Consider the following 23,020-nt stretch of genomic DNA (forward strand, 5'->3'; position numbering starts at 1 on the left):
TACCTTCCTTATTTTTATATGGTAATCTTACATTTCAATGTATCATCATACATGTAACAATCTAAGTTAGGTGCGCATCGGTTGAATTAAGCCAACTTTTTCTCATGGTTTCATTATACTCATTCATGTTTCTTTGTCTACTTATTATGGTAAAATAAAACTATGAAAAAATATATATTAGCCCTGGATTTAGGGACAACGAGTATTCGTGCAATTGTATTCGATAAGTCGAGCAACATCATTGCAAAAGAACAAAAGGAGTTTACACAGTTCTTTCCGTATAATGGATGGGTGGAACAGGATGGAAAAGAAATTTGGCAAACTTTACAAACGGTAATTGCTAATTTGATGGTGAATCAACATATTGACTTAGCTGATATTGAAAGTATTGGGATTACCAACCAAAGAGAAACAACACTCATATGGGATGTAACAACTGGACTGCCAATTTATCGTGCAATTGTGTGGCAATCAATGCAAACAAACGATATCTGTGAAACTTGGAAGAAAAATGGATATGAAGAACTCGTAAAATCAAAAACTGGATTACCAATTAATCCGTATTTTAGTGCTAGTAAAATACGGTGGATTTTAGATCACGTAAAAAAGTCTTCAAAAAAACTAGAAATAAGTAACTTACGATTTGGTACAATTGATTCATGGATTTTGTGGAAACTTACAGGTGAACATAAAACAGATGTATCCAATGCATCACGGACGATGCTATATAATATCTTTGATTTGTGTTGGGACAAACAGCTTTGTGAAACCTTTGGTATTGATATGCAATTATTACCTGAAGTATGTGATAGTAGTTATTTGTTTGCCAAAACAAATCCAAACGTCTTCTTTCACTATGAGATACCAATTTGTGCCATAGCTGGTGATCAACAGGCAAGTATGTTTGGACATGGTTGTTTCGAACCGGGAATTGTTAAAAATACATATGGAACAGGATGTTTCTTACTTATGAATATTAAAGATAAACCATATTTGTCGCAAAATGGACTACTTACAACAATTGCATGGTCAATAGATGGTGTAGTAGACTATGCAATTGAAGGGAGTATCTTTGTTGGTGGAAGTGCAGTACAGTGGTTACGCGATTCACTGCAGATTATAACTACATCAGTAGAAAGTGAAAGTCTTGCTAAGCAGGCAAAAGAAGATCATGGAGTATTTTTTGTACCAGCATTTGTGGGACTTGGTTCACCATACTGGGATAATGAAGCAAAAGGTACAATCTTTGGCTTAACTCGTGGAGCAGGAAAAGCTGAAATAGCACGTGCTACACTGGATAGTATTGCTTATCAAACACGAGATGTGTTAGAGGTAATTGCTGAAGAAAGTAAGCAGGAAATACATAGACTTCGTGTCGATGGGGGAGCAAGTGAAAACGAATTGCTCATGCAATTTCAAGCGGATATCACAAATACAGATATCGATGTTGCTCATATTGGAGAAACTACAGCATTAGGTGTTGCATATTTAGCAGGACTTGCTACTGGTTTTTGGAAGAATCAACAAGAAATTTTACAATATCGACAAGTAAAGAAAAGCTATCGTGGAAAGATGTCTGAAATAAATCGCAATCAGTTATATCGAAAATGGAAGAAAGCAGTTGCTGCAACCATATTATTCAAATAAAAAACAAGCCAACGCATTTGTATTTGTTATACATTGCTTGGCTTGTTTGCTATTTAAAGCGGTCAATACGATTAAACATATATGCAGCAATTCCTGATAATAGAAATGCTAATACGGTTATTATTACCCAACTGAGTTCTCCGTTGTCATCAAATGGTAGGGGAACATTCATACCATAGAAACTAAAGATGATTGTTGGTATCGTAAGAATCAAAGAATAAATTGTCAAGAACTTCATTACTGAGTTCATCGAGTTGGAGATGATTGCAGAATATGAGTCAGTCATCTCATTCAAAATACGGTTAGAAATTGTTGCCATATCGATTCCTTGCTCAATTTCAACTGTTAAGTCATCTAAGATTTCATCATCTTCTTCATATAACGTTAAGTATCGTCCGCTTTGAATTTTACTAATAACAATAAAATTTGATTTTAATGACATAATAAAGAAAATCAAACTACGTTCAATACGCATCAATTCCATCAAATCTTTATTCTTTGGCGTAGTACCTAAAGATTGCTCAATTTTTACACGCATTTTATTTAAAACACGTAAGTCATTTAGGTATTGTGATGTAATTTCCAGTAACCATAACAAGACAAAACGCGTTTTTAGTTGAGGGTCTAAGGTATTACGAAAACGATCACTAAATGCATTGCGCATATGTTCATTTGAAAAACTAGTTACAATAACACTGCTTTTTATAATAAAGCTCATTGGTCCGGAAGAATAAATTGATGTTTTTTGTTCATCACGAAAGGGTACGTCAAAGATGATAAGAAGTGTATTCGTATCCTCATCGTAGTCAATACGTGCACTTTCGTCCTTATCCATAGAATAAGTTAAAAATTCTTCAGGTATATCATATTCTTTCTGTAATCGAATACTTTCCTCCTGATCATTAAGATGACGTTCAATCCAAGGTCTGAATTTTGCTTTTTCAGTTACTTCATTCATCTAATCACTTCCTTTCATGTCCATGTACTATTCTACCATGTTTTCAAGGAAATACTAAAAAAACGAGCATTGCTCGTTTTGTAGTATTTATGTAATTGATGCTTGATAGATAGAGTCAATTGCATTTTTAAGCATATTATCAAATTCTTGATTGCTTTGGTTTGCATTTAGACCTTCGCTTAATGCTCTTGAGAAACTTGCGATTAGTCCATGGTTTCTAGCAAGACGTTCATTTGCTTCTTCGCGAGAATATCCACCAGACAAGGCAACAACACGTACAACGTGAAGTTCATGCATCAAGTCTTCGTAGAAATTATCAACAGTTGGAATCGATAGTTTAAATATAACTTTATCTTTTGGATCTAATGCTTCTAAGTGTTTCATGATTGATTCTTTGAGCATTGCTTCTGCTTCTTGTTTGTCAGGAATGTGAATATCAACTTCAGGTTCTAAAATAGGAACCAAACCATAACTGATGATTTTTAATCCGTATTCAAATTGTTGTTTCACAATTTCTTCAATACCTTCTTTATTTGCCGCTTTAATAACCGAACGCATTTTTGTACCAAAGATATGACGTTCTTTTGCACGCGTCAACAAGTCATCGATTCCTACAATTGGTTTCATCAATTGTACGCCGTTCTTTTCTTCTTGTAATCCTTGGTCAACTTTTAAGAAAGGGATGATTCCTTTCACTTCCCAAAGATAATCTGCTGTAAAGCGATCATCAATTTTTCGGTCCATCGTGTTTTCGAATAAGATGGCTCCAAGAATTTTGCTAGAATTAAATGATGGTGATGTAATAATTCTTGTACGCATTTCGTGTACTAGGGCAAACATTTCATCATCATTGTGAAATGCATCTTGCGATATTCCGTATGCTTTTAATGCTTTTGGAGTACTTCCTCCAGATTGGTCAAGAGCAGCGATAAAGCCTTTTTCGTGCTCCATACGATCGAATTGTACTTGGTTCATAAATAGTACCTCCTTCAATTGTGATTATAACACTATGATTAATTTATGAAATTGAGACGATTGAAAAAAGAGCGATACGCTCTTTTGGGTTAAACGATGTTCATTCCACCATCAACAATTACAAATTGTCCGGTTACATAACTTGAGGCATCACTAGAGAAATATAAGATAGTTCCATTTAGCTCACCACGTTTACCAGGACGATTCATTGGGTTTAATGAATTATACATTGTTAAGAATTCATCTGATTTGAATAATGTGTTTTCGGTCATTTCACTTTCAAATAAACCAGGACCGATGGCATTTACAGTAATATTATATTTTCCATAACTTGCAGCCATACCTTTTGTTAGTCCAAGGACTGCAGCCTTACTTGCATTATATCCATGACGAATAAATGTATCGGATTTATCGGCAATCACTGCATTGATTGATGCGATATTTACGATTTTTCCATATTGTTGCTTCATCATTTCTTTAACAACGTATTTACTAACTAGGAAAATACCTTTTACGTTTACATCCATACTTTTATCCCAATCTTCTACGCTTAAAGAATCAACTCCACCACGAACTGCAACTCCTGCATTATTTAATAGGATGTCTAAGTGTCCGTAATGTTTTGCAGCCTGTTCAATAGCTTCTTTTACCATATCTTCATTAGTAACATCTACTTGGTATGTGACTGCATCCACTCCGAGCGCTTTTGCTTCTTTAGCGACTTCATCTAATTTTTCTTTTCTTCTCGCAAGTAATACTAAGTTTGCACCTGCTTTCGCATATGCTAGGGCAGCATCTTTACCTAAGCCACTACTAGCTCCAGTAACAACTGCTACTTTTCCGTTTAATTCAAACATATTAAGTCCTCCTTACTGTTGCATGTAAGCAACTTGTTCACTTATATTAAACACGCTAAATCATAACTATACAAACGTTATGCCTGTAAAATTAGTTTTGGGTAACTTTGTGTAGCGGATATGTAAAGTCATTTTGTTTCAAGATGTTGTAAATTTCAATGAAAAACACTTGCATTATTTCAATAGTGATTGTATATTATACAAAAGTAATGATTAGGAGTAGTATGTTATTCGAACTTTTTAGAGACTGATTGGTTGGTGAAAAATCAGAAGAGAGAATTTCAGAACGTGACTATGAACTCATACTTCGATAGTAATGGAGGGGTATGCGCAAGCTTAGCGTTATAAGTGAGAGCCAATATAATCGATATTGGAAATAAGGTGGTACCGCGTTTTAACGTCCTTTAGATGAGGACGTTTTTATTTTTATTGGAGGAACGTTATGAATTTTGATATTAGTATTATTGAACAGTATGGTCCATTAATCCTTAGTGGATTACCGATGGTTTTGTTTATTTCATTTGTGTCGGCAGTCTTTGGGTTTTTGATTGGACTTCTTGCAGTATTTCTTAGAGGCAGAAATAAAGTGCTCAAAACAATTGTAAATGGATATATCGATTTGATTCGTGGTACTCCAGTATATGTACAATTGATCTTTTTCTACCTAGGATTGCCTGGATTATTCCCAGGATTTAATCCGCCTGAAGTATTGAGTTGTATTATTGTATTCTCTATTAACTCAGGAGCATACTTAAGTGAAATCTTACGTGCTGGAGTTGAAGGGATTGATCGTGGACAGATTGAAGCTGCTAGAGCGCTTGGTGTAAGTAAAAGTGATATTGCTAGACATATTATTTTCCCACTTGCATTACGGAATGTTTTACCAGCAGTTATGAATGAGTTTATTACACTAACAAAAGAAACTTCAATTGTTTCAGTCATTGGAGTTGCAGATATGATGTATCGATACAATAATGTATCTGCATCAACATATTCTACATTTGAACCATTATTAGTGATATTCATTGCATATTATATTTTAAATGTAATCCTGTCACAAATTGGTCGATTTATAGAAAGGAAGTTATCGTATGCTTAAAGTAGAGCATTTATATAAAGAATACAACGAACAAGTGAAAGTTCTATTTGATGTAAATTTCACATTTGAAGATGGAAAAACCTATGCGATTATTGGATCTAGTGGTGGAGGTAAGAGTACATTTATTCGTTGTTTAAATATGTTGGAAGTGCCAACAACCGGAAGTATTGAATTAGATGGAGTCAAAGTAAATGATCCAAAAACAAATTTAGAAGAAGTTCGTACGAAAATGGGAATGGTGTTTCAAAACTTTAATTTATTTGAACATATGAATGCCCTTGATAACGTTACGTTTGCACTTCGAAAAGTTAGGAAAATGAGCAAAGAAGATGCGGAAAAAAAAGGAAAAGAATTGTTGCAACAAGTTGGACTTGGACATCGCTACGATTCATATCCACATCAAATGAGTGGTGGGGAAAAACAACGTTGTGCAATTGCTCGTGCATTAGCAATGGACCCAGAGGTATTGTTGTTTGATGAACCAACAAGTGCACTTGACCCAGAAATGACAAGCGAAGTATTAAAAGTGTTACAAAGTTTATCGCATAAAGGAATGACGATGATTGTCGTTACACATGAAATGAACTTTGCTAAAGAAGTAGCTGATGAAGTTATCTACATGGATAAAGGAAAGATTGTAGAACATTCACCAGCAAAGGAATTCTTTGAGCATCCAAAAACAGAGAGAGCACAGGAATTCTTAGCAAATATGATTTAAATTAAATTGGGAGGAAAGATGATGAAAAAGGTATTAGGATTATTTTTAGTTATTGGTTTACTTGTAAGTGGTTGTGGTGGTTCTGGTGATACAAAAGATGGAGCTGACAAAGACAAATTGACAGTCTTAACAAACGCAGGTTACCCGCCATATGAAATGACTGATGAAAATGGAGATCTTTATGGATTCGATATTGATGTGATGACTGAAGCTGCAAAAATTATGAAAGTCGATATTGAATGGAAAAATGTTGACTTCGATGCAATTCCAGAAATGGTACGTCAAGGAAAAGGAGATGTAGCAATTGCTGGTATTACACCAAATGCTGAACGTGCAAAGAAAGTAGATTTCTCCGAGTTATATTACACATCTGATGATATGAAAAATGTTGTTCTAGTAAAAGAAGACAGTTCAATTCAAACAGAAGAAGATATTAAAGGAAAATCAATTGGAATTCAAATTGGGACAGTTCAACAATTAATCATGGAAGGTATGGAAGATTCGTATGATCTATCATTTAAGAAATTAAAAAGTTATGCTTCTTTAGTTCAAGAGTTGAACAAAGGTGTAATTGATGCGATGGTTGTTGAAAAAGCAGTTGCTGATGGATTGATGGAAGGAAATGATGGGTTACGTTATTTCTACATGGAAAGCGGAGATGAATTAACAGGGAATGCAATGATTTTCGCTAAAGATTCTGCATTAAAAGAAAAATTTGATAATGCAATTAATGAAATGAAAGAAAACGGTACATTAGATAAATTAATCGAAAAGTGGTTTGAATAGTTTACAACTTTATACATGCTCTTAAATCTATGGTATAGTATAGAAAAGAGACGGGGTGTAGAGTATATGGAAGAACAAAAGCAAATAACAAATTATGACAATCTAGAATTATTAGATATGAATCCTAAAGAGACAAAAAGTAAGTTGGCAAATATTGAATTAAGTGAAGATACACTTGTTCGTGCGAGTTTACTTGGGGCAGGTGCTCTACTTGTAGTAGGTGGTGCATTACTGCATAAGAAATACCCAGTAGTTGGAGGTATTTCTATTGCTAGTGGATTAGGATGTGTTGCAACTGAAGTTGCACGTACTGTCATTAAGAAGCAGGAACACAAAGAATAAAGTGTTTCTGCTTTTTCTTTTAGGCATTGCTCATAAAAATGTGTATAATGATAATGTGTCACTACAACGTGTAGAATATATTAATTTTTAAGGAGTTTGTATGAGACCTGAAATCGTGTTGAAAGCTGGTTCGCTAGCTGGAAAAATATTATTGGAAAATGGAGCTGAGACATATCGAGTAGAAGAAACAGTTACTCGTATTTGTGAGTCATTTAATGCGGAGGACGCAAATGCGTTTGCTACTCCGACGGGATTATTTGTGTCATTTGAATACGAAGAAGAAACCTATGTAAAGGTACTTAGGATAAAACAAAATGCTATGGATCTTGAACGTATCCATTTGGTCAACGATATTTCAAGAAAGTGCGTAATAAAAGAACTTGATGAAGTACAAGCGCTTAGTGCTTTACGAAGTGCGTCGATGATTGAAGGATATAAAAATATATGGAAGATTATCAGTGCTGGTTTTGCTGCAATGTTTTTTACATTTCTTTTTGAAGGAAATCTATTTGACGGAATCGCTGCAGGTCTTGTTGGTGGTGTAGTACAAGTAATTCGAATGGAGTTGGAAAAGCTGAAACTTAACTCTATTGTAAATATTATTGTATTATCAGCAATTCTAACTATATTGGTTTTGTTGCTTACCTATATTGGTTTTGTTGATCATCGAGATATCACAATTAGTGGGGCAATTATGTTACTTGTGCCAGGAGTTGCTATCACCAACGCAGTTAGAGATTGGATATCAGGTGATTATATGTCAGGTGCAACCAGAGCAATAGAAGCTGTATTGATTGCTATCGGGTTAGCTGTGGGCGCAGGGCTCATTTTAAGCCTCTGGATGAATTTTATTGGAGGTGGAGTATTATGATTCTATCTCTTGTAAAAATCGCTAGTGCTGCGCTTTCTTCGTTTTTCTTCGGGGTGTTGTTTAATATAAAAAAAGAGAATCTAGTATATGGTGGTATTGGTGGTGCTATTGGTATGTTAATTTATGAACTATGTAAATTTGGTCAGTTTAGTTCAGCATCGTCTATGTTTCTTGCTGCTGTAGGATTTGCAACATATTCAGAAATTATGGCACGTGTACGTAAAACCACAGTAACGACTTTTGTGATTAGTTCATTGATTCCACTGGTTCCTGGTGGTGGAATGTACGAAACGATGCTATATGTCGTTAATAATCGTTTAGATGAAGCATTAAGTACCGGACTTGATACACTAATCAAGGCAAGTATGCTTGCATTAGGGATGTTGTTTGTTTCAAGTTTCTCCCGTGTAATCAAAATTAGAAAAAGTAAAATAGAACAAAAAAGAACTTCTACCTTGTAAGTGACAAGAATGAAGTTCTTTGTTTTTTTATAAGCGATTGAATTGTTCTTTTGTAACAGGAACATTTTTATGAACTTTTGAATCGAGTAATATTTTGGTAATTAAGCAAAGTAGTAGAATAAGTAAATTACATTCACTCGATTTGAAGTGCGATACCATTTACACTTCATGTAAAGTAAAGGGTTATAAACCATTTGTTGGAGATAGAATCATGGTTACCAATTACTTTAACGTTACAAAAGAACGTTTCAATCTAATGAGTTGCAAAAGAGAAAGATTAGAAATTTTTAACATCTCATTAGTATAATAATAAACTTAAAAACATAATATGTAAATAAGTTATATTGCATTATATAACATAAAGTATGACGGTATATTAAATAATGTATCCGTTTTATTTTGTGTTAAACTCATCAAATTCATACCCAATAGTTGAAAGCATAGTGTAAATTCTTGCACAAGGTACACCTAGAATGTTGTAGTATTCACCTTCAATGGATTTGATGAAACAACTTAGCATATGTTCAATAATATAACCGGTGGAGTGAATTAAGTTTGGTTCACTCTTAATATACAAATCAATATTTTTGTCGCTTATAGGGAAGAAGGTAACCTTAGTTTTTGCAACATCAGTTAAAATCGTTTGCGATCTTGAATCAATAATGCAAATACCAGTGTAGACTTCATTTGTTCTTCCTGACATCTGTCTGAGTCGATTTCTAGCTTCTTCAGTATTTCTTGGTTTTTCAAATATTTGATTTTCAAAAACAACAAATGTATCTAGACCGATAACAACTTCATCACTATTTGGATATATTGACTGAGCTTTGCCTGTTGCGTTGGCTATTGCGCGCTGTTCTGGATTTTCGATGTTCTTTACTTTAGCAAAGTCACCTTTGCGACACGTGTGATAAATATGCGCGTTTGTAAGTATTTCGCTTTTATGTTTTGCTGTGGTTGCTAATACGATTTTCATATATGTAGTATAACATAAAAAGTAGTTTTAGGATTTTTGTAATATATGTACTATAAGAAATTAAGGAGGTATGTTATATGGAACGAAAAACTCCATTTAAAAAAGAAATAAGTGGAATAGAAAATGAAAAAGAATTTGTTCGCGCTTTTCATAAGAAGAAAGTGAAACATCTACCAATACTATTATATGATCTTGTTGAAACGTTGTATGATGATATACATGCTGACGATATTGTTTGCGCGTATCATATTAAAGAGAAGATGAAGCCAGATTTTTATATTGAAATTAGAGGTATTAAGAAATATATTAGTGTTAAAATGGGATTTAAAACATCTGTACATACAGAGAATGTATACGAGTTTATACGATTTTTACGTTCAATTGGTGTTTCATATTCGGCAACCGAAGCTTACTTACATTATCACTTTGCAGATGGCACAACAAATGGCAAAGGTGATGTTCGTTTAAGTGGGGAAGAGTATAAAACTTTATACCAACATGAAATAGATGAGATAAATCGCGCTTTCTCCAGGATTTCTAATATTGATAAAATTCTTGATCGTTTTATGTTTGTCGGTACTCAGTTCTCTTGTAAGGTTGATGCACTAATTCTAGGTATCGTTGAAGATCACTGGTGGATTACGACAAAAGAAATAAAAGAACAAGTTCTTAGACAGATGAACAGAAAGACAACATGTCCTCGTATTGGGCCATTTTCTATACAACCTTTAAATCGATGTTTGAATAAAAATCCTAAGTATGAAAAGGCACGGTATCATGTACAACTAAAGTGGTATCAAATTTCCGATGATATATTACGCGCTATGGTCATTCGAGATCTAGAGACGCCCAGGGATGAAAAAAAGTTATTAGAAGAATCTTTGCCTAAGTGTTAAGACGAACTTCAGCAAAAATAATAATTGTGTAACTTTCATCCAAAGCTGACTCGTGAACATAAAAAAAGCACCCGTATAATTACAAGGTACTCGTTTCTTTAAATGGAGCGGGTGATGAGAATCGAACTCACGTAGTCAGCTTGGAAGGCTGAAGTTCTACCATTAAACTACACCCGCAGATGGTGACCCCTGGGCGATTCGAACGCCCGACCCTTTGATTAAAAGTCAAATGCTCTACCAACTGAGCTAAGGGGTCATAAGTGATTTAAAATTGGCTGGGGTAACTGGATTCGAACCAGTGCAATGCCAGAGTCAAAGTCTGGTGCCTTACCGCTTGGCTATACCCCAAGAAGTCAAACCAAAGATAATGGTGGAGGGGGGCAGATTCGAACTGCCGAACCCTAAGGAACTGAGTTACAGTCAGCCGCGTTTAGCCACTTCGCTACCCCTCCATAAAAAAATGGTGCCGACTATAGGAATTGAACCCACAACCTACTGATTACAAGTCAGTTGCTCTACCAGATTGAGCTAAGTCGGCATAAAAATGGTGGAGGTTAACGGGCTCGAACCGCTGACCCTCTGCTTGTAAGGCAGATGCTCTCCCAACTGAGCTAAACCTCCATTTTACTGCATCTGCCTAAGCAGTTCACAGTGCTTTTATATGTTATCATTTGTGCTTTGCAGTGTCAATAGATTTTTTTCAACTTTTTCAACTTTTTTCAAAGCACTGTCGGGTCAGCCGTGTAAGCTCATACCTTGCTGATTACCGCCTATTCATAATAACCGAAACAAAACAAAAAGGCAATGAAAAAAAGCAAAAAAATACAAAAAAATTTTAAAAAATTTCAAATCGCTTATTTTTTTATGAAATATGATTAAAATCTCTTTTCCTTATATAATGTAATACCTGATATTTCTCTAATTATTTAAAAAATCTATTTTCTTTTTTCGATATGTTGTGAAAAAATATGAATGAATTATGGTATTCACGAGTTATTCATAAACAAGCGTGAATTAGTGTGATATACTATAAACAAATATTTTTGGAGGTTCATATGAATGTTTTTAACACAGATAATTTAAGAAATAAGCAAAGATTTCCTGTGGCTATGATTTATGGGATTATTTGTTCAATAATATGTGCAATACTTATTGCAGCATTTTATCAAGTTTTTCATGGTTGGTATTACTCACTTATATATGTTGGTGCTGCATTAGCAATTGGTAATGTAATAAAGTACATGGGAAGAGGAATTGATATCAAGTTTTCTATTTTAGCTGTTCTATGTTTTATCCTTTGTTTGGGATTAGCTGAGTTTTTCCGTTATGCATTTATGTTGCAAACTATTTCGTTTCAACTGTTTACATACAGTCTTACGGAATTCTTTGGAAATTTATTCACAGCAGATCCATACAATATAGTTCGCATAATTATCATTGCGTATTCTGGATATGTTGCATACTACACTGCAAAAATAGTATAGGTGTAATTTATGAAATATCGTCAGACATACGCAGTAATTCATTTGGATAACTTAGTATTTAACTATAATCTTATTAAAAAACATTCAAATAAGAATGTTTTTTGCGTTTGTAAAGCGGATGCATATTCACATGGTGATATTGAAGTAGCGAATACATTTCTCGAATGTGGAGCAGACTACATTTGTGTGTCATCAATTGATGAGGCAAAATCATTACGATTGCAAGGGTATAAAGGTTCTCTGTTGATTCTTGGCTATGTAGATGCTTCTTGCGTGAATTATGCGATTGATAATGATATAACATTAAGTGTTTTCTCATTAGAATGGTTAGAAACAGTGGTTGCCTCATTTGATGCATCAAAGTTGAAAATACATTTAAAAATTGACACGGGTATGAATCGTATAGGAATGAAGAACTTAAGTGAAGTTAAAGATGTAATGAGTTTCTTAAAAAAACATAAAATAGAAGTAGAAGGTATTTTTACACATTTTCATAGCACAGATAAAACATCTTGTGACAAGCAAGTTAAATGGTTTTATGCTATCGTAGATTCATTAAACTATGACTTTAAATGGATTCATACATCTAATTCAGCAGGTACTTTAGGATATGATGATCCACGTAGTAATGCAGTTCGCCCTGGCATTGCATTATATGGAATTGATGTGGTTGATTCTCAAATTGGTTTAAAACCAGCTTTTTCGCTTTATTCTCAAGTTAGTTATTGTAAGAAAATTACTGCAGGTGAGAGTGTTAGTTATGATGCGACGTACAAAGCAGTGAAAGATATGTACATTCTAACTTTACCAATTGGATATGGTGATGGTTTTCTTAGAAAAAATACCGGACGTTTTGTTGGTATTGATGGACATCCATACGAAATTGTTGGGTCCGTTTGTATGGATCAAATGATGATTCGTGCAGATAAGGAGTTTCCAGTGGGGACTGAGGTGGAAATCATTGGGGAATGCATTCCATTAATTAAAATGGCAAACGAATTAGGAATGTCACCATATGAGGTTTTGTGTTTATTCAACACGAGAATTATGAAGAAATATAAAAAAAATGGAGAAATTATTAAAGATGTACATGAACGTTTGTGAAAATGAGTCGCATTAAACATCTAAAGTAGTTATAATGGTTTATAGAAGAGAGGTCATTAATGAAACAATACTTTAAGGAGAATAAAAACACACTGTTTGTTGCAGTTGTCATCATTGTGCTTTTAGCAATTGTCTTGCGAATGAACGAAATCGTAAGTTTCGTTCTAACAATGCTTGAAGTGTTTAATCCGTTTTTCATCGCAATTGGTATTGCATTTATCTTGAATATTCCAATGAAAGCTATTGAGAATGGATTATCAAAGATTTCTAGAAACAATAAAATAGTAAAGAAGTTCTTGCGACCTTTATCTATTATTTTGACGTTACTATTTGCAGTAGTCATTCTTTGGTTGCTAATGATTATCATTTTACCAAGAGTAGCTGAAAGTGTTGTTTACGTTTTTAATAACTTTAGTACAATCGTCAATAACTCGATAAAATCTGTTGATGATATTCTAAATGATTTACATTTAGGATATAAACTACAAGATATCCCATATATAAAAGAAATTCAAAACATTTCCAAGGATCAAGAACTGTTTAAACATGTAATTACATTCTTTGGAAGTATTACTCAAGGTGTAGTGAAAAATGCAGTCGAGTTCACAAATACATTTTTCTCATATTTCTTAGCATTCTGCTTAAGCATCTACTTGCTTGCTGGAAAAGAAACTTTGATTTATCAAACAAAAAAAGTGATAGTTGCACTTTTTCCAAAGAATATTAGTACATTTGTATTTGAAACTGGCTCAAAAGCCAATGTGATCTTTAAAAATTTCGTTGGAGGTCAATTAGTTGATTGTATTATTAAGGGAGTCATGTTTTATATCGTATTCCAATTTCTAGATTACCGTTTTACTGAATTAATGGCGACAATTATTGCAGTATGTAGTATTGTACCTGTATTTGGACCGATATTTGCTATGCTTATTTGCTTTGTTCTTATATTCTCATATAATCCAATCAATGCATTATGGTTCATCATCATTTTCCAAGTATTATCGAACTTTGAAGGACAAGTAATATATCCAAAAATTGTCGGGAAAACAATTGGATTACCTGGGATTTGGGTACTGTTATCGATTTTTATTCTTGGCGGGAAATTTGGAATAGCAGGAATGTTACTAGCAGTTCCTATCACAGCACTTGCTTATGAGTTATTTGTGGAATACATTAATTCAAGATTGAAGAAAAAGAAAATCAATTACGATTTAGTTGAAGAAAAGGGAGAGGATTAACATGAAAAAAATAATAGGAATCTTACTTTGCTTCGGGTTTTTGATCAGTGGATTAAGTGCATGTGGAAAAGATGAGAATAAAAACAAATCTCAAAATGTTTGTGGAATTGATTGTGAGAAAGCTGATGTAAGTGATTATGAAGCATTTGATGATAAGGACCATGTGTTTTTAAAAGTGAATATGAATCAAGCAAACGAATTTCTTGAAAATAAAGAGTTTACTGGTGTGATTTATTACGGATTTCCTACATGTCCTTGGTGTATTGAAGTATTACCAGTATTAAATGATGTTGCGAAAAGCGAGGATATGAATGTGTATTATGTTGACCGTGAAGATGATGAAAATAAAGCGCATCCTGAATGGAGAGAAAAAGCAACAAAAATTCTAGATAATGCATATGGACTAGAAACGAATGAAGAAGGAGAACCAAACCTTTTTGTTCCTGAAGTTGTTTTTGTAAAAGAAGGTAAAATTGTTGGTCATCATATGGGAACAAATGAAGATCATGATGCAACTGAGAGAAAAATGACTGAGCCAGAAAAGAAAGAATTACAAACAGTATATGAAAAATTGTTTGCTAAGATTAAATAATGAAAATTATACTTGTTTTACTGAGTTTATTACTTCCAGTCCAAAATCTGAATAGAGAAAAAGTTACACTTGATCATTGTATTGATGGAGATACAGCTTCTGTGATTGTGAATGGAAAGAAAAAAAGTGTTCGATTTTTAGCGATTGATGCACCAGAATACACAAAAGAAATCGAAGCATATGGAAAAGAATCAACGGATTTTGTGTGTGATTCTTTGATAAATGCAAGTACAATTGAATTGGAATATGATGGTGCAAGAGAAGATAAATATGGTCGTTTACTTGCTTGGATTTTTGTAGATGATGAATTACTACAATATCAGATTGTACGAAATGGTCTAGCAGAAGTAGCCTATATTTATGATGATTATCGATATGTCGAAGAACTATACACAGCACAAGATAAAGCGAAAAACGAAGGATTAAATATATGGAGTGATACCGAATATAACACTTCAAAATTTGATTTAAACTATATTTTTGCAGTAGTTGTAGCATTGGGATTGAGTTTACTTCGTTATGCAATGAAAAGACAAAGTAAAAAGCGATTCCGTTAAGAATCGCTTTTCTTTTTCCTACCGCTTATTCCGATAGTACTTTGCTCAGGGTGTAAAGTGAAGTAGGAAGATAGGAAAGGGATATTTAACTTCACTTTACAAGTATATGATATGTTAGATATGTTGAACTGTCAAGGATAGTACAAGTTTATATAAGCATAATATAAAGAACGAAATTTTTATATGGAGGAGAATAAAATGAGATTAGAAAATAAAGAAATTATATTAGATTTAACTGAAAAAGGTGGAGAAATGACAGCATTGACCTTAAAGTCAAACAATGTTCAATATTTGTGGCAAGGTGATGATACTTTTTGGGCAGGTAAGAACCCAAGTTTATTTCCACAAGTAGGCAATACATATACAAACACGTATGAAATCGATGGAAGAATCTATGCGATGAAAAATCATGGTTTTATTAGAAACTCTGAATTAACATGCATATCATCAAATGAAAACTCAGCCACTTTTCAATTAGTAGCAAACAAAGATACGTTAGATGTGTATCCTTTTGATTTTGACTATCGTATTACATATTCTATTGATGGAGCAAAGGTAAAGATTTCTTACGATATTACGAATACCAGTGAAACCGAAATGCCATTTGGATTCGGCCTTCATCCTGGGTTTAATTGTCCTTTAGAGCAAGGAGAGTCATTTTCTGATTATTCTATTGTATTTGATCAAGAGGAGCAACTAGAACAAGTTCATTTTGATCAAAAAAAGGAAAAGCCGCATTATTCAACACAACTAACAATGAAGGAATTACCCTTGAGCTATAAAACAATAATGGACGCAGCAACATTGATTTACAAAGGTATGAAATCACAGTATGTCACTTTGAAAGGACCCAAACATGCAGTTCGTTTATCAATCCAGCCGTTTCCACTATTTGCTGTATGGACATCTAGTGAAAATGCACCTTTTGTATGTTTAGAACCTTGGTATTCTCATGGAGATTTTGAAAAAGCAAACGTTCCGTTCGAAAAACGCGAAGGAACTATTATCTTGAAACCAGGTAGTACATTTCACACATCATATACTATTGAGGTTCTCTCATGATTGAACAAACAACTGTTCAACCCAAGGTACTATTAGTAGGTGTTTCTGAAAAAAAGACAAATGATTTTGAATATGCGATGGATGAGTTAAAAAGTCTAGCAGAAGCAAATATGTTCTTTGTTGTAGATTCTATACAACAGAATAGTGAATCAGCTGATCGGAAAACATATGTAGGGAAAGGGAAATTAATTGAAATCAAAGAGTTTTGCGAGTATAACGAAATCGATAGCATCATTTTTAATGACGAGTTAACACCAAGCCAAACTAGAAATATTGAAGAGGTAGTCAATGATGTAGAAATCATGGACCGTACGCGTTTGATTTTAGATATCTTTGCACGAAGAGCACAAACCAAAGAAGCTAAGTTGCAAGTAATGATTAGCTCACTTGAATACGAATTACCACGTTTAGGTGGAAGTTATGAAGCATTAAGTAGACAAGGAGGCAGTAGCACATTGCGCTCTAGAGGTGGTGGAGAAACGAAATTAGAAAGTGATCGTCGAGTGATAGAGGCTCAAATTGCAAAATATAGAAGAGAGCTAAAGAAACTCGTACAAGAAAGACAAACACAACGCAGCAAACGCAAGAAATCCAATACGAAAACTGTAGCTTTGGTTGGCTATACAAATGTTGGGAAAAGTACACTTATGAATGCACTGCTTGAAGAAGACAGTGATAAAAAAGTGTATGTTGAAGATATGCTTTTTGCGACGCTACAAACAAGAGTTCGCAGGATAGAAATTGCAGATAAAAAATGGTGCTTACTTACAGATACGGTTGGATTTGTTGATAATTTACCACATCATTTAATTAAAGCGTTTCGTTCTACTTTGGAAGAAGTTAAGGAAGCAGATTTACTGTTGCATGTAATTGATAGTACAAGTCCACATATTAACCATCATAAACGCGTAACACTACAAACATTGCAAGCTATTGGAGTTGAAGATACGCCAATTTTAGAGGTTTATAACAAAGTAGATGAATCAAATGAGAATTATGATGAATCAATGAAAATTGCGATTTCTGCAAAAACTGGATATGGTATTGAGCGTTTAAAAAAAGAAATTACAAAATTACTATATAAGGACTACAATGATTATCAATTGCTCATTCCGTATGAAATGGGAAATATCGTGCATATGCTAAGTGAACAATATGAGACCAAAATACTTGAAAATCGTGAAGATGGAATTCTCTTAGAAACGAGTATTCCAAGCACTGTTGCAAATAAATATAAAATATATATAACAAAAACCATTTAGTGCAATCCAATTAACTTCCTTTTGTAAATCGCTTATAATAAGCTAAAGAAGAAGGAGAGGAAAGGATATGAGAATTTTAAATTATAGTGAATGGAAAGATACAGCATTGACACTACATCAGCTTTCACAGATGTTAGGTAAGACGAAGTTAGCTTGGCTTGAGCCACAACCAGAGTGGAATCATTCGTTATTACAAATTAATGCAGATGGGTTCACGACAGGACTGATTAGTAATGGAGTTAATAGTTTTGAAGTGAGAATTTGCTTAGAAGATGGAAAAGTTGAAGCACTAAACTTAAATGGTGGAAAAAGTTCTTTTTCGTTTGAGAGTGGAAAGTCAGTTGCCCAATATTATGAGATGTATAAAAAAATGCTAGAAGACGTCATGTGTCATACTAATATCTGTACAACACCAATGGAAATGAGTATCACTACTCCATTTGAAAAAAATCATACAATTTTACATTATGATGCAACTTGCGCAAGAGATTTTCATCGGATGATGGCTTTTGCTTATGAACAAGAATTAAAATTTGTTTCTTCGTTTAGAGGAAAGAAAATACTGCCAAGTTTTTTCTGGGGGACATTTGATATGTCTACAGTACTTTTTAGTGGGAAAGAAGAGCCTTTTCCATACAATGGATATATTGAAAAATCTGCATTTGATGAGCAAATGATTGAATTTGGTTTTTGGCCAGGTGATGATGTAGTTGATGAACCAGCTTTCTTCATTTTACCGTATCCATTTATAACAAAAGATTTGACAGAAACACCAATTCAACCTAACAAAGCATATTATAGTAACGAAAAGGCAGAGTACTTTCTAACGTTACGAGATGCATTTAGTTATGATGATCCTGCACAAGCAGTTATTGATTTCTTTACTAGTGCATACAAGATCGTAACATATGGGAAAATAAGATTACTGTTAACGGAGGGTAGAGTTTTAACTACCCTTTTTTTATCGTTTACGTTATAATGTCTAGGATAAGGCGGTTTTTATGAATTTTTTAGATGATAGTATTTTATATTTTATTAATGATAAATTGACAAATCCAAGGCGTGAACGCGTGATGCGTATCATTACTCGTCTTGGGGATTTTTGCTTTATTTGGATCGCCTATGGAATTGTCGCATTTATAAGAGGTGAACGTGAACTATCATTTGCACTAGTTGGTGTAATGCTTTTTATTAATGCAATAAATAATGGCTTTATAAAAGCAATTTTCAGAAGAAATCGTCCGTTTGAGGATCATCCAGATATTCATATTTCAATTCCAAATCCATATGGTTCATCATTTCCTTCTGGTCACAGTGCAAACGGATTTGGATGTGCAGTGATAATTATGCATTATTATCCGCAATTTGGCTTCTTCTCTTTAATATTTGCATCGCTTATCGCATTTTCTAGAATGTTTCTACGTGTACATTATTTTACAGATGTTGTTTTCGGAGCTATTGTGGGTACTTTAATTGGGATTGCGTATATTACAGTGATGATATTATGAGACAATTACATATATTTGAAAACGACGCATCACAACGATTGGATAAGTTCCTTCAAAAAACACTTCCGAAATTACCAAAAAGTTTAATGTACAAATACATTCGTAATAAGAAGATAAAAGTAAATGGGAAACGTGCAATACCCGAAGCAAAGCTACATGTTGGAGATATAGTAACTCTATACATCAGCGAAGAATTCTTCGATAATCCTATTGATTATTCCTTTTTAGATGCACCAAAAACTCTTTCTATAATTTATGAAGATGATAATATTCTTATTATAGATAAACCGATTGGGTTACTTGTTCATAGTGATATTAAAGAAGATAAAGATACATTAATTAATCGAATACTACATTATTTATATGAAAAAAAAGAATTTGATCCACTTCTGACACAAAGTTTTACGCCAGCGCTTGCACATCGATTGGATCGAAACACGCAAGGAATTATTATGGCAGCAAAAAATGCTACAGCATTAAGGCATTTGAATTTGTTAATCAAGCAACGAGATATTGACAAGGTGTATGTAGCACTTGTAGAAGGAAAGCTATCTAATAAGCAAGGTGAACTTGTGCATTTTCATGAAAAGGATATACACGGGAATGTTAAAATAACTGATGCACCTATTTCTTCAAAAAGTAAGCAAGTACGACTAACTTACAAAGTGATAGAGAATTATAAAGATGCGCAACTTGTTGAAATTCATTTAGAAACTGGAAAGTCACATCAAATTAGAGCACAATTTGCTGCAGTAGGGCATCCGCTTGTTGGTGACACCCGCTACAAAGCCAAAGCTAATAAAATGCCATATCAAGCGTTAGCTGCATCAAGAGTTATATTCCACAGTCAAAACGATCGAATTTTTTCATATCTAGCAGACGAAGAGTTTATAATAAAGGAAATCGAGTTTACAAAGTTTTATAAAACAAGTAAGTAATATTACTTGTTTTCTTATACGAAATCAATCTTATTATAAGAAAAAAACAATTATAAATTATTTATTAAATTAAAATCCTACTATTAATACAGGAATTATGTTGACAAGTTTATAAAATGTGGTATATTTGTATTAGGGAAGAGGAAAGGAAATGCATTTAAGCCTTTAAATATAGCCGCAATCATGCGGCTATCAAGTAAGGTTTAAATCCTACCGAATTGAAAGGGAATATGGTGTATACCATTTCCCTGAATCAATTTAATATCTATCGAATTTCAAAATTAATGAATTTCGATGTTATATAGGAAGATAGTGGATGTAACACAAAATGGAAGATAGGATTCGTTTTACTTAAAAGTGAAACATGTGTTACTAAATATGTAATATTAAATCGCATAGAAATATGCAAGAAAACAACCTTGGTGCCCTCCGAAGGTTTTTTCTTTTTTGGAGACTGTAATAATGGTATACTTTCATTACGAGAGGAGAACTTAAATGAAACTTGAAATAAAAAATATACATAAAAGTTTTGATGGAACCGAGGTACTACATGGTGTAAGTTTTTATGCTACAGACGGAAGTGCACTTGGTTTGTTGGGGAGAAATGGTGCAGGAAAAACAACAACTATACGAATTTTGATGGGAGTTTTTCATGCAAATAGCGGAGAAGTGCTTTTAGATGGAGCTCCCTTTGACCCAAAATTGCATAAGATTGGATATATGCCTGAAGAACGAGGGATGTATCCAAAAAAGAAGGTAATGGAACAACTTATTTACTTTGGTGAACTTAGAGGTATAAGTAAACATGAAGCTAAAGCAAATGCAACAAAGTTACTTGATAAACTTGGTATATCTGAATATACAAACAGAAAATTAGAAACACTTTCAAAAGGAAATCAACAAAAAGTACAACTTGTCCAAACACTAATTAATAATCCGCAAATTATTATTTTGGATGAACCATTTAGTGGACTTGACCCGGTGAATTCACAAATGTTAAAAGATTTGATAGAAGAAGAAATACAAAATGGGAAATTGGTTATCTTTTCAAGTCATCAAATGGGATATGTTGAAGAGTTTTGTAAGGATGTTGTGATTTTAAACAAAGGAAATGTAGTGCTTAAAGGCGAGTTACGAAGCATTCAAAAAGAATACGGAGATCAAAAACTAATCCTAAATGCTAATGGTATGACAACACAAGAACTAGCCAATATGCTTTCTCAACAAATGGTGGAGTGTATAACTATTGTTGAAGTGCGCAAAGATTATGTAATATTTGAGATGCTTGAGAATTATGATAAAAAGTATATTGCTAAAAAGCTAATTGATATGGAAATTGATATAGATGTTTTTGGGGATTACAAACCAACATTAACGGATATATTTGTGATGAAAGCGGGTGATGTAGAATGAAACAGTTTTTACACATCTTAAAATGGGAATTTTTAAACTTAGTAAAAGCAAAAGCGTACATTATAACTACTGTGATCTTTGTAGTTATTGCTATTGTTGGTTTTTCAATACCAACAATAATTGGTGGTATTGGTGATGCAAACGCAGAAACAGCTGTTGTTGATCAAGATACGGAGAAAAAAGTATATGCCGTGTATGATCCAACGCAATTTCTAGATAATGCTGAAGATACAATGAAATTATATCTCCCAAATGTTACATTTGAGTATAAGGATTCTGTAAAAGCAATAAAAGACATGGTTGAAGATGATAAAGCAGATGCATCAATTGAAGTTAAGGCAAATGGAAATTTCACGTACTATGTAAAAAATAACAGTTTAACAGATTCATCGCCTTATGTACTACAAGAGTTATTCTCGCAAATCAAGCGAAATCACGCCTTTGAAGACGCCGGAATTGATGCAAAACAAGTTATGGATATCTACTATGGAAATACAGTAAATGTAAATACGGTTAGTTTAGGTGTCGATGGAACCAACAGTATGATTTATACATTTCCGCTCATTATGCTAATTTATATGGTAGTTGTATTATATGGAAATATTGTTGCAACTACAGTAGCAAGTGAAAAAGGAAATCGAACAATGGAATTGTTAGTCACAAGTGCAAATCCAAATGCTTTAATTTTTGGGAAAGTCATTGCAGGTGTTCTAGCAGCAATTCTACAGGTTGGATTAATGTTAGGAGTATGTGTAGTATCATATTCTTTAAATAGAGAAAGTTGGGGAGGATTACTAGATTCTATATTAAATATTCCGATTGAAATTCTACTTTCATTTGCAGTGTTTGGAATCTTTGGATTTATCTTCTATGCATTTATCTTTGGTGCAATTGGAGCGCTGGTTTCAAAAAGTGAAGATGTTAACAGTAGTGCAACTCCAATGACATTTATTTTCTTGATTATATACTTTGTAGTGTATTTTGGAATTATGATTGATCCAAATGGTGCTATGTTTACAATCGCATCAATGGTTCCGTTAAGTTCTCCAATGGCTATGTTTGCACGAATGGCCGTGGTTGATGTTCCACTCTACCAAGTTATCATTTCGTTGGTTCTATTAATTGGCTCGACAATACTTGTAGGTATAGCGGCAGCAAAAATATATCGTCGAGGAACATTAATGTATGGAAATCAAATTAAGTTATCACATGCAATAAAGTGGTTACGAAAAAAAGATTAAGTAACAAAAGACAAGTCTTAAATTGATTTGTCTTT

General features: G+C 33.5%; 24 protein-coding genes, 6 tRNA genes and 1 other annotated feature. Of the genes, 20 read left to right on the forward strand and 10 right to left on the reverse strand.

The window, feature by feature from the left end:
• Positions 1–162 precede the first annotated feature (162 nt).
• Positions 163–1,647, forward strand: a complete 1,485-nt coding sequence (gene glpK / locus EDD63_RS07730) for a glycerol kinase GlpK (protein WP_134170151.1) — start codon at positions 163–165, stop codon at positions 1,645–1,647.
• Between the two features lie 49 nt (positions 1,648–1,696).
• On the opposite strand, the gene EDD63_RS07735 is transcribed toward glpK, so the two are convergent.
• From EDD63_RS07735 to EDD63_RS07745, 3 genes are all read right to left on the reverse strand, one after another.
• Positions 1,697–2,605, reverse strand: a complete 909-nt coding sequence (locus EDD63_RS07735) for a magnesium transporter CorA family protein (RefSeq protein WP_134170153.1) — start codon at positions 2,603–2,605, stop codon at positions 1,697–1,699.
• Positions 2,606–2,692: 87 nt separating this feature from the next.
• Entirely contained in the window at positions 2,693–3,580 is an 888-nt protein-coding gene (locus EDD63_RS07740; protein ID WP_134170156.1) for a fructose bisphosphate aldolase, read from the reverse strand.
• Between the two features lie 89 nt (positions 3,581–3,669).
• On the reverse strand, positions 3,670–4,437 hold the full coding sequence (locus EDD63_RS07745) for an SDR family NAD(P)-dependent oxidoreductase (RefSeq protein ID WP_134170158.1): 768 nt from the start codon (positions 4,435–4,437) through the stop codon (positions 3,670–3,672).
• A gap of 200 nt (positions 4,438–4,637) precedes the next feature.
• Positions 4,638–4,845: a binding site (T-box leader), on the forward strand.
• A 34-nt stretch (positions 4,846–4,879) separates the two neighbouring features.
• Here EDD63_RS07745 and EDD63_RS07750 point away from each other — a divergent pair.
• The 6 genes from EDD63_RS07750 (at position 4,880) to EDD63_RS07775 (ending at position 8,714) form a co-directional block, all read left to right on the forward strand.
• Entirely contained in the window at positions 4,880–5,536 is a 657-nt protein-coding gene (locus EDD63_RS07750) for an amino acid ABC transporter permease (RefSeq protein ID WP_134170160.1), read from the forward strand.
• Positions 5,529–6,254 carry an amino acid ABC transporter ATP-binding protein gene (locus tag EDD63_RS07755; RefSeq protein WP_134170161.1) on the forward strand — a complete coding sequence of 242 codons (726 nt, stop codon included), beginning with the start codon at positions 5,529–5,531 and terminating at the stop codon, positions 6,252–6,254. Before EDD63_RS07750 ends, EDD63_RS07755 begins: the two co-directional genes overlap by 8 nt.
• A gap of 21 nt (positions 6,255–6,275) precedes the next feature.
• Positions 6,276–7,040 (forward strand): substrate-binding periplasmic protein, encoded by a 765-nt coding sequence (locus EDD63_RS07760; protein WP_134170163.1) that lies wholly within the window; start codon positions 6,276–6,278, stop codon positions 7,038–7,040.
• A gap of 66 nt (positions 7,041–7,106) precedes the next feature.
• Positions 7,107–7,382, forward strand: a complete 276-nt coding sequence (locus tag EDD63_RS07765; protein ID WP_134170165.1) for a hypothetical protein — start codon at positions 7,107–7,109, stop codon at positions 7,380–7,382.
• Positions 7,383–7,482: 100 nt separating this feature from the next.
• Complete coding sequence (locus EDD63_RS07770; protein ID WP_134170167.1) at positions 7,483–8,253, forward strand: threonine/serine exporter family protein; 771 nt, start codon at positions 7,483–7,485, stop codon at positions 8,251–8,253.
• Positions 8,250–8,714, forward strand: a complete 465-nt coding sequence (locus tag EDD63_RS07775; protein ID WP_134170169.1) for a threonine/serine exporter family protein — start codon at positions 8,250–8,252, stop codon at positions 8,712–8,714. Before EDD63_RS07770 ends, EDD63_RS07775 begins: the two co-directional genes overlap by 4 nt.
• Positions 8,715–9,108: 394 nt before the next feature.
• Here EDD63_RS07775 and EDD63_RS07780 read toward each other — a convergent pair whose 3' ends face one another.
• Positions 9,109–9,690: a Maf family protein gene (locus tag EDD63_RS07780; RefSeq protein WP_134170171.1), complete on the reverse strand. Its 582-nt coding sequence runs from the start codon at positions 9,688–9,690 to the stop codon at positions 9,109–9,111.
• A 77-nt stretch (positions 9,691–9,767) separates the two neighbouring features.
• Between EDD63_RS07780 and EDD63_RS07785 the strand changes: the two genes are divergently transcribed.
• Complete coding sequence (locus tag EDD63_RS07785; protein ID WP_134170173.1) at positions 9,768–10,586, forward strand: hypothetical protein; 819 nt, start codon at positions 9,768–9,770, stop codon at positions 10,584–10,586.
• 103 nt (positions 10,587–10,689) lie between these two features.
• Here EDD63_RS07785 and EDD63_RS07790 read toward each other — a convergent pair.
• The 6 genes from EDD63_RS07790 to EDD63_RS07815 all read right to left on the reverse strand — a co-directional run bounded on the left by EDD63_RS07790 (position 10,690) and on the right by EDD63_RS07815 (position 11,207).
• Positions 10,690–10,763 (reverse strand) — tRNA-Gly (locus EDD63_RS07790).
• Between the two features lie 3 nt (positions 10,764–10,766).
• Positions 10,767–10,842, reverse strand: a tRNA-Lys gene (locus tag EDD63_RS07795).
• Between the two features lie 16 nt (positions 10,843–10,858).
• Positions 10,859–10,934 (reverse strand) — tRNA-Gln (locus EDD63_RS07800).
• Between the two features lie 20 nt (positions 10,935–10,954).
• Positions 10,955–11,038 (reverse strand) — tRNA-Tyr (locus EDD63_RS07805).
• Positions 11,039–11,047: 9 nt separating this feature from the next.
• A tRNA-Thr gene (locus EDD63_RS07810) sits at positions 11,048–11,124 on the reverse strand.
• Positions 11,125–11,131: 7 nt separating this feature from the next.
• Positions 11,132–11,207, reverse strand: a tRNA-Val gene (locus EDD63_RS07815).
• A gap of 434 nt (positions 11,208–11,641) precedes the next feature.
• Here EDD63_RS07815 and EDD63_RS07820 point away from each other — a divergent pair.
• The 12 genes from EDD63_RS07820 (at position 11,642) to EDD63_RS07875 (ending at position 22,985) form a co-directional block, all read left to right on the forward strand.
• A complete protein-coding gene (locus EDD63_RS07820; RefSeq protein ID WP_134170175.1) occupies positions 11,642–12,070 on the forward strand; it encodes a hypothetical protein in 429 nt (142 codons plus the stop codon).
• Positions 12,071–12,079: 9 nt separating this feature from the next.
• Positions 12,080–13,174: an alanine racemase gene (gene alr / locus EDD63_RS07825; RefSeq protein WP_134170177.1), complete on the forward strand. Its 1,095-nt coding sequence runs from the start codon at positions 12,080–12,082 to the stop codon at positions 13,172–13,174.
• 59 nt (positions 13,175–13,233) lie between these two features.
• A complete protein-coding gene (locus tag EDD63_RS07830; RefSeq protein ID WP_134170179.1) occupies positions 13,234–14,412 on the forward strand; it encodes an AI-2E family transporter in 1,179 nt (392 codons plus the stop codon).
• Between the two features lies 1 nt (position 14,413).
• A complete protein-coding gene (locus EDD63_RS07835; protein WP_134170181.1) occupies positions 14,414–15,004 on the forward strand; it encodes a TlpA family protein disulfide reductase in 591 nt (196 codons plus the stop codon).
• Complete coding sequence (locus EDD63_RS07840) at positions 15,004–15,561, forward strand: thermonuclease family protein (protein WP_134170183.1); 558 nt, start codon at positions 15,004–15,006, stop codon at positions 15,559–15,561. The genes EDD63_RS07835 and EDD63_RS07840 overlap by 1 nt, the downstream gene beginning before the upstream one ends.
• Positions 15,562–15,759: 198 nt before the next feature.
• Positions 15,760–16,623 (forward strand): aldose 1-epimerase family protein, encoded by an 864-nt coding sequence (locus EDD63_RS07845; protein WP_134170185.1) that lies wholly within the window; start codon positions 15,760–15,762, stop codon positions 16,621–16,623.
• Complete coding sequence (hflX, locus tag EDD63_RS07850; protein WP_134170187.1) at positions 16,620–17,885, forward strand: GTPase HflX; 1,266 nt, start codon at positions 16,620–16,622, stop codon at positions 17,883–17,885. Before EDD63_RS07845 ends, hflX begins: the two co-directional genes overlap by 4 nt.
• A 67-nt stretch (positions 17,886–17,952) precedes the next feature.
• Positions 17,953–18,864 (forward strand): DUF5996 family protein, encoded by a 912-nt coding sequence (locus EDD63_RS07855; protein ID WP_134170189.1) that lies wholly within the window; start codon positions 17,953–17,955, stop codon positions 18,862–18,864.
• Between the two features lie 22 nt (positions 18,865–18,886).
• Positions 18,887–19,393: a phosphatase PAP2 family protein gene (locus tag EDD63_RS07860; RefSeq protein ID WP_134170192.1), complete on the forward strand. Its 507-nt coding sequence runs from the start codon at positions 18,887–18,889 to the stop codon at positions 19,391–19,393.
• Positions 19,390–20,331, forward strand: coding sequence for an RluA family pseudouridine synthase (locus tag EDD63_RS07865; protein ID WP_134170194.1), 942 nt, complete (start codon positions 19,390–19,392; stop codon positions 20,329–20,331). The genes EDD63_RS07860 and EDD63_RS07865 overlap by 4 nt, the downstream gene beginning before the upstream one ends.
• Positions 20,332–20,826: 495 nt before the next feature.
• The gene (locus tag EDD63_RS07870) at positions 20,827–21,744 is read left to right on the forward strand and encodes an ABC transporter ATP-binding protein (protein WP_134170196.1); all 918 of its coding nucleotides are present in this window, start codon (positions 20,827–20,829) and stop codon (positions 21,742–21,744) included.
• The gene (locus EDD63_RS07875; protein ID WP_134170198.1) at positions 21,741–22,985 is read left to right on the forward strand and encodes an ABC transporter permease; all 1,245 of its coding nucleotides are present in this window, start codon (positions 21,741–21,743) and stop codon (positions 22,983–22,985) included. Before EDD63_RS07870 ends, EDD63_RS07875 begins: the two co-directional genes overlap by 4 nt.
• Positions 22,986–23,020 lie beyond the last annotated feature (35 nt).

Origin of the sequence: Breznakia blatticola, from assembly GCF_004365815.1 — a bacterium.
GTDB lineage: Bacteria > Bacillota_I > Bacilli_A > Erysipelotrichales > Erysipelotrichaceae > Breznakia > Breznakia blatticola.

Excerpts from the sequence above, each read along its gene's own strand:
- EDD63_RS07785 (WP_134170173.1), top strand. The coding sequence starts at position 9,768 with ATGGAACGAAAAACTCCATTTAAAAAAGAAATAAGTGGAATAGAAAAT.
- EDD63_RS07775 (WP_134170169.1), top strand. The coding sequence starts at position 8,250 with ATGATTCTATCTCTTGTAAAAATCGCTAGTGCTGCGCTTTCTTCGTTT.
- glpK (WP_134170151.1), top strand. The coding sequence starts at position 163 with ATGAAAAAATATATATTAGCCCTGGATTTAGGGACAACGAGTATTCGT.
- EDD63_RS07855 (WP_134170189.1), top strand. The coding sequence starts at position 17,953 with ATGAGAATTTTAAATTATAGTGAATGGAAAGATACAGCATTGACACTA.
- EDD63_RS07840 (WP_134170183.1), top strand. The coding sequence starts at position 15,004 with ATGAAAATTATACTTGTTTTACTGAGTTTATTACTTCCAGTCCAAAAT.
- EDD63_RS07765 (WP_134170165.1), top strand. The coding sequence starts at position 7,107 with ATGGAAGAACAAAAGCAAATAACAAATTATGACAATCTAGAATTATTA.
- EDD63_RS07740 (WP_134170156.1), bottom strand. The coding sequence starts at position 3,580 with ATGAACCAAGTACAATTCGATCGTATGGAGCACGAAAAAGGCTTTATC.
- alr (WP_134170177.1), top strand. The coding sequence starts at position 12,080 with ATGAAATATCGTCAGACATACGCAGTAATTCATTTGGATAACTTAGTA.
- EDD63_RS07860 (WP_134170192.1), top strand. The coding sequence starts at position 18,887 with ATGAATTTTTTAGATGATAGTATTTTATATTTTATTAATGATAAATTG.
- EDD63_RS07875 (WP_134170198.1), top strand. The coding sequence starts at position 21,741 with ATGAAACAGTTTTTACACATCTTAAAATGGGAATTTTTAAACTTAGTA.
- EDD63_RS07770 (WP_134170167.1), top strand. The coding sequence starts at position 7,483 with ATGAGACCTGAAATCGTGTTGAAAGCTGGTTCGCTAGCTGGAAAAATA.
- hflX (WP_134170187.1), top strand. The coding sequence starts at position 16,620 with ATGATTGAACAAACAACTGTTCAACCCAAGGTACTATTAGTAGGTGTT.
- EDD63_RS07745 (WP_134170158.1), bottom strand. The coding sequence starts at position 4,437 with ATGTTTGAATTAAACGGAAAAGTAGCAGTTGTTACTGGAGCTAGTAGT.
- EDD63_RS07820 (WP_134170175.1), top strand. The coding sequence starts at position 11,642 with ATGAATGTTTTTAACACAGATAATTTAAGAAATAAGCAAAGATTTCCT.
- EDD63_RS07845 (WP_134170185.1), top strand. The coding sequence starts at position 15,760 with ATGAGATTAGAAAATAAAGAAATTATATTAGATTTAACTGAAAAAGGT.
- EDD63_RS07755 (WP_134170161.1), top strand. The coding sequence starts at position 5,529 with ATGCTTAAAGTAGAGCATTTATATAAAGAATACAACGAACAAGTGAAA.
- EDD63_RS07865 (WP_134170194.1), top strand. The coding sequence starts at position 19,390 with ATGAGACAATTACATATATTTGAAAACGACGCATCACAACGATTGGAT.
- EDD63_RS07780 (WP_134170171.1), bottom strand. The coding sequence starts at position 9,690 with ATGAAAATCGTATTAGCAACCACAGCAAAACATAAAAGCGAAATACTT.
- EDD63_RS07760 (WP_134170163.1), top strand. The coding sequence starts at position 6,276 with ATGAAAAAGGTATTAGGATTATTTTTAGTTATTGGTTTACTTGTAAGT.
- EDD63_RS07870 (WP_134170196.1), top strand. The coding sequence starts at position 20,827 with ATGAAACTTGAAATAAAAAATATACATAAAAGTTTTGATGGAACCGAG.
- EDD63_RS07735 (WP_134170153.1), bottom strand. The coding sequence starts at position 2,605 with ATGAATGAAGTAACTGAAAAAGCAAAATTCAGACCTTGGATTGAACGT.
- EDD63_RS07830 (WP_134170179.1), top strand. The coding sequence starts at position 13,234 with ATGAAACAATACTTTAAGGAGAATAAAAACACACTGTTTGTTGCAGTT.
- EDD63_RS07750 (WP_134170160.1), top strand. The coding sequence starts at position 4,880 with ATGAATTTTGATATTAGTATTATTGAACAGTATGGTCCATTAATCCTT.
- EDD63_RS07835 (WP_134170181.1), top strand. The coding sequence starts at position 14,414 with ATGAAAAAAATAATAGGAATCTTACTTTGCTTCGGGTTTTTGATCAGT.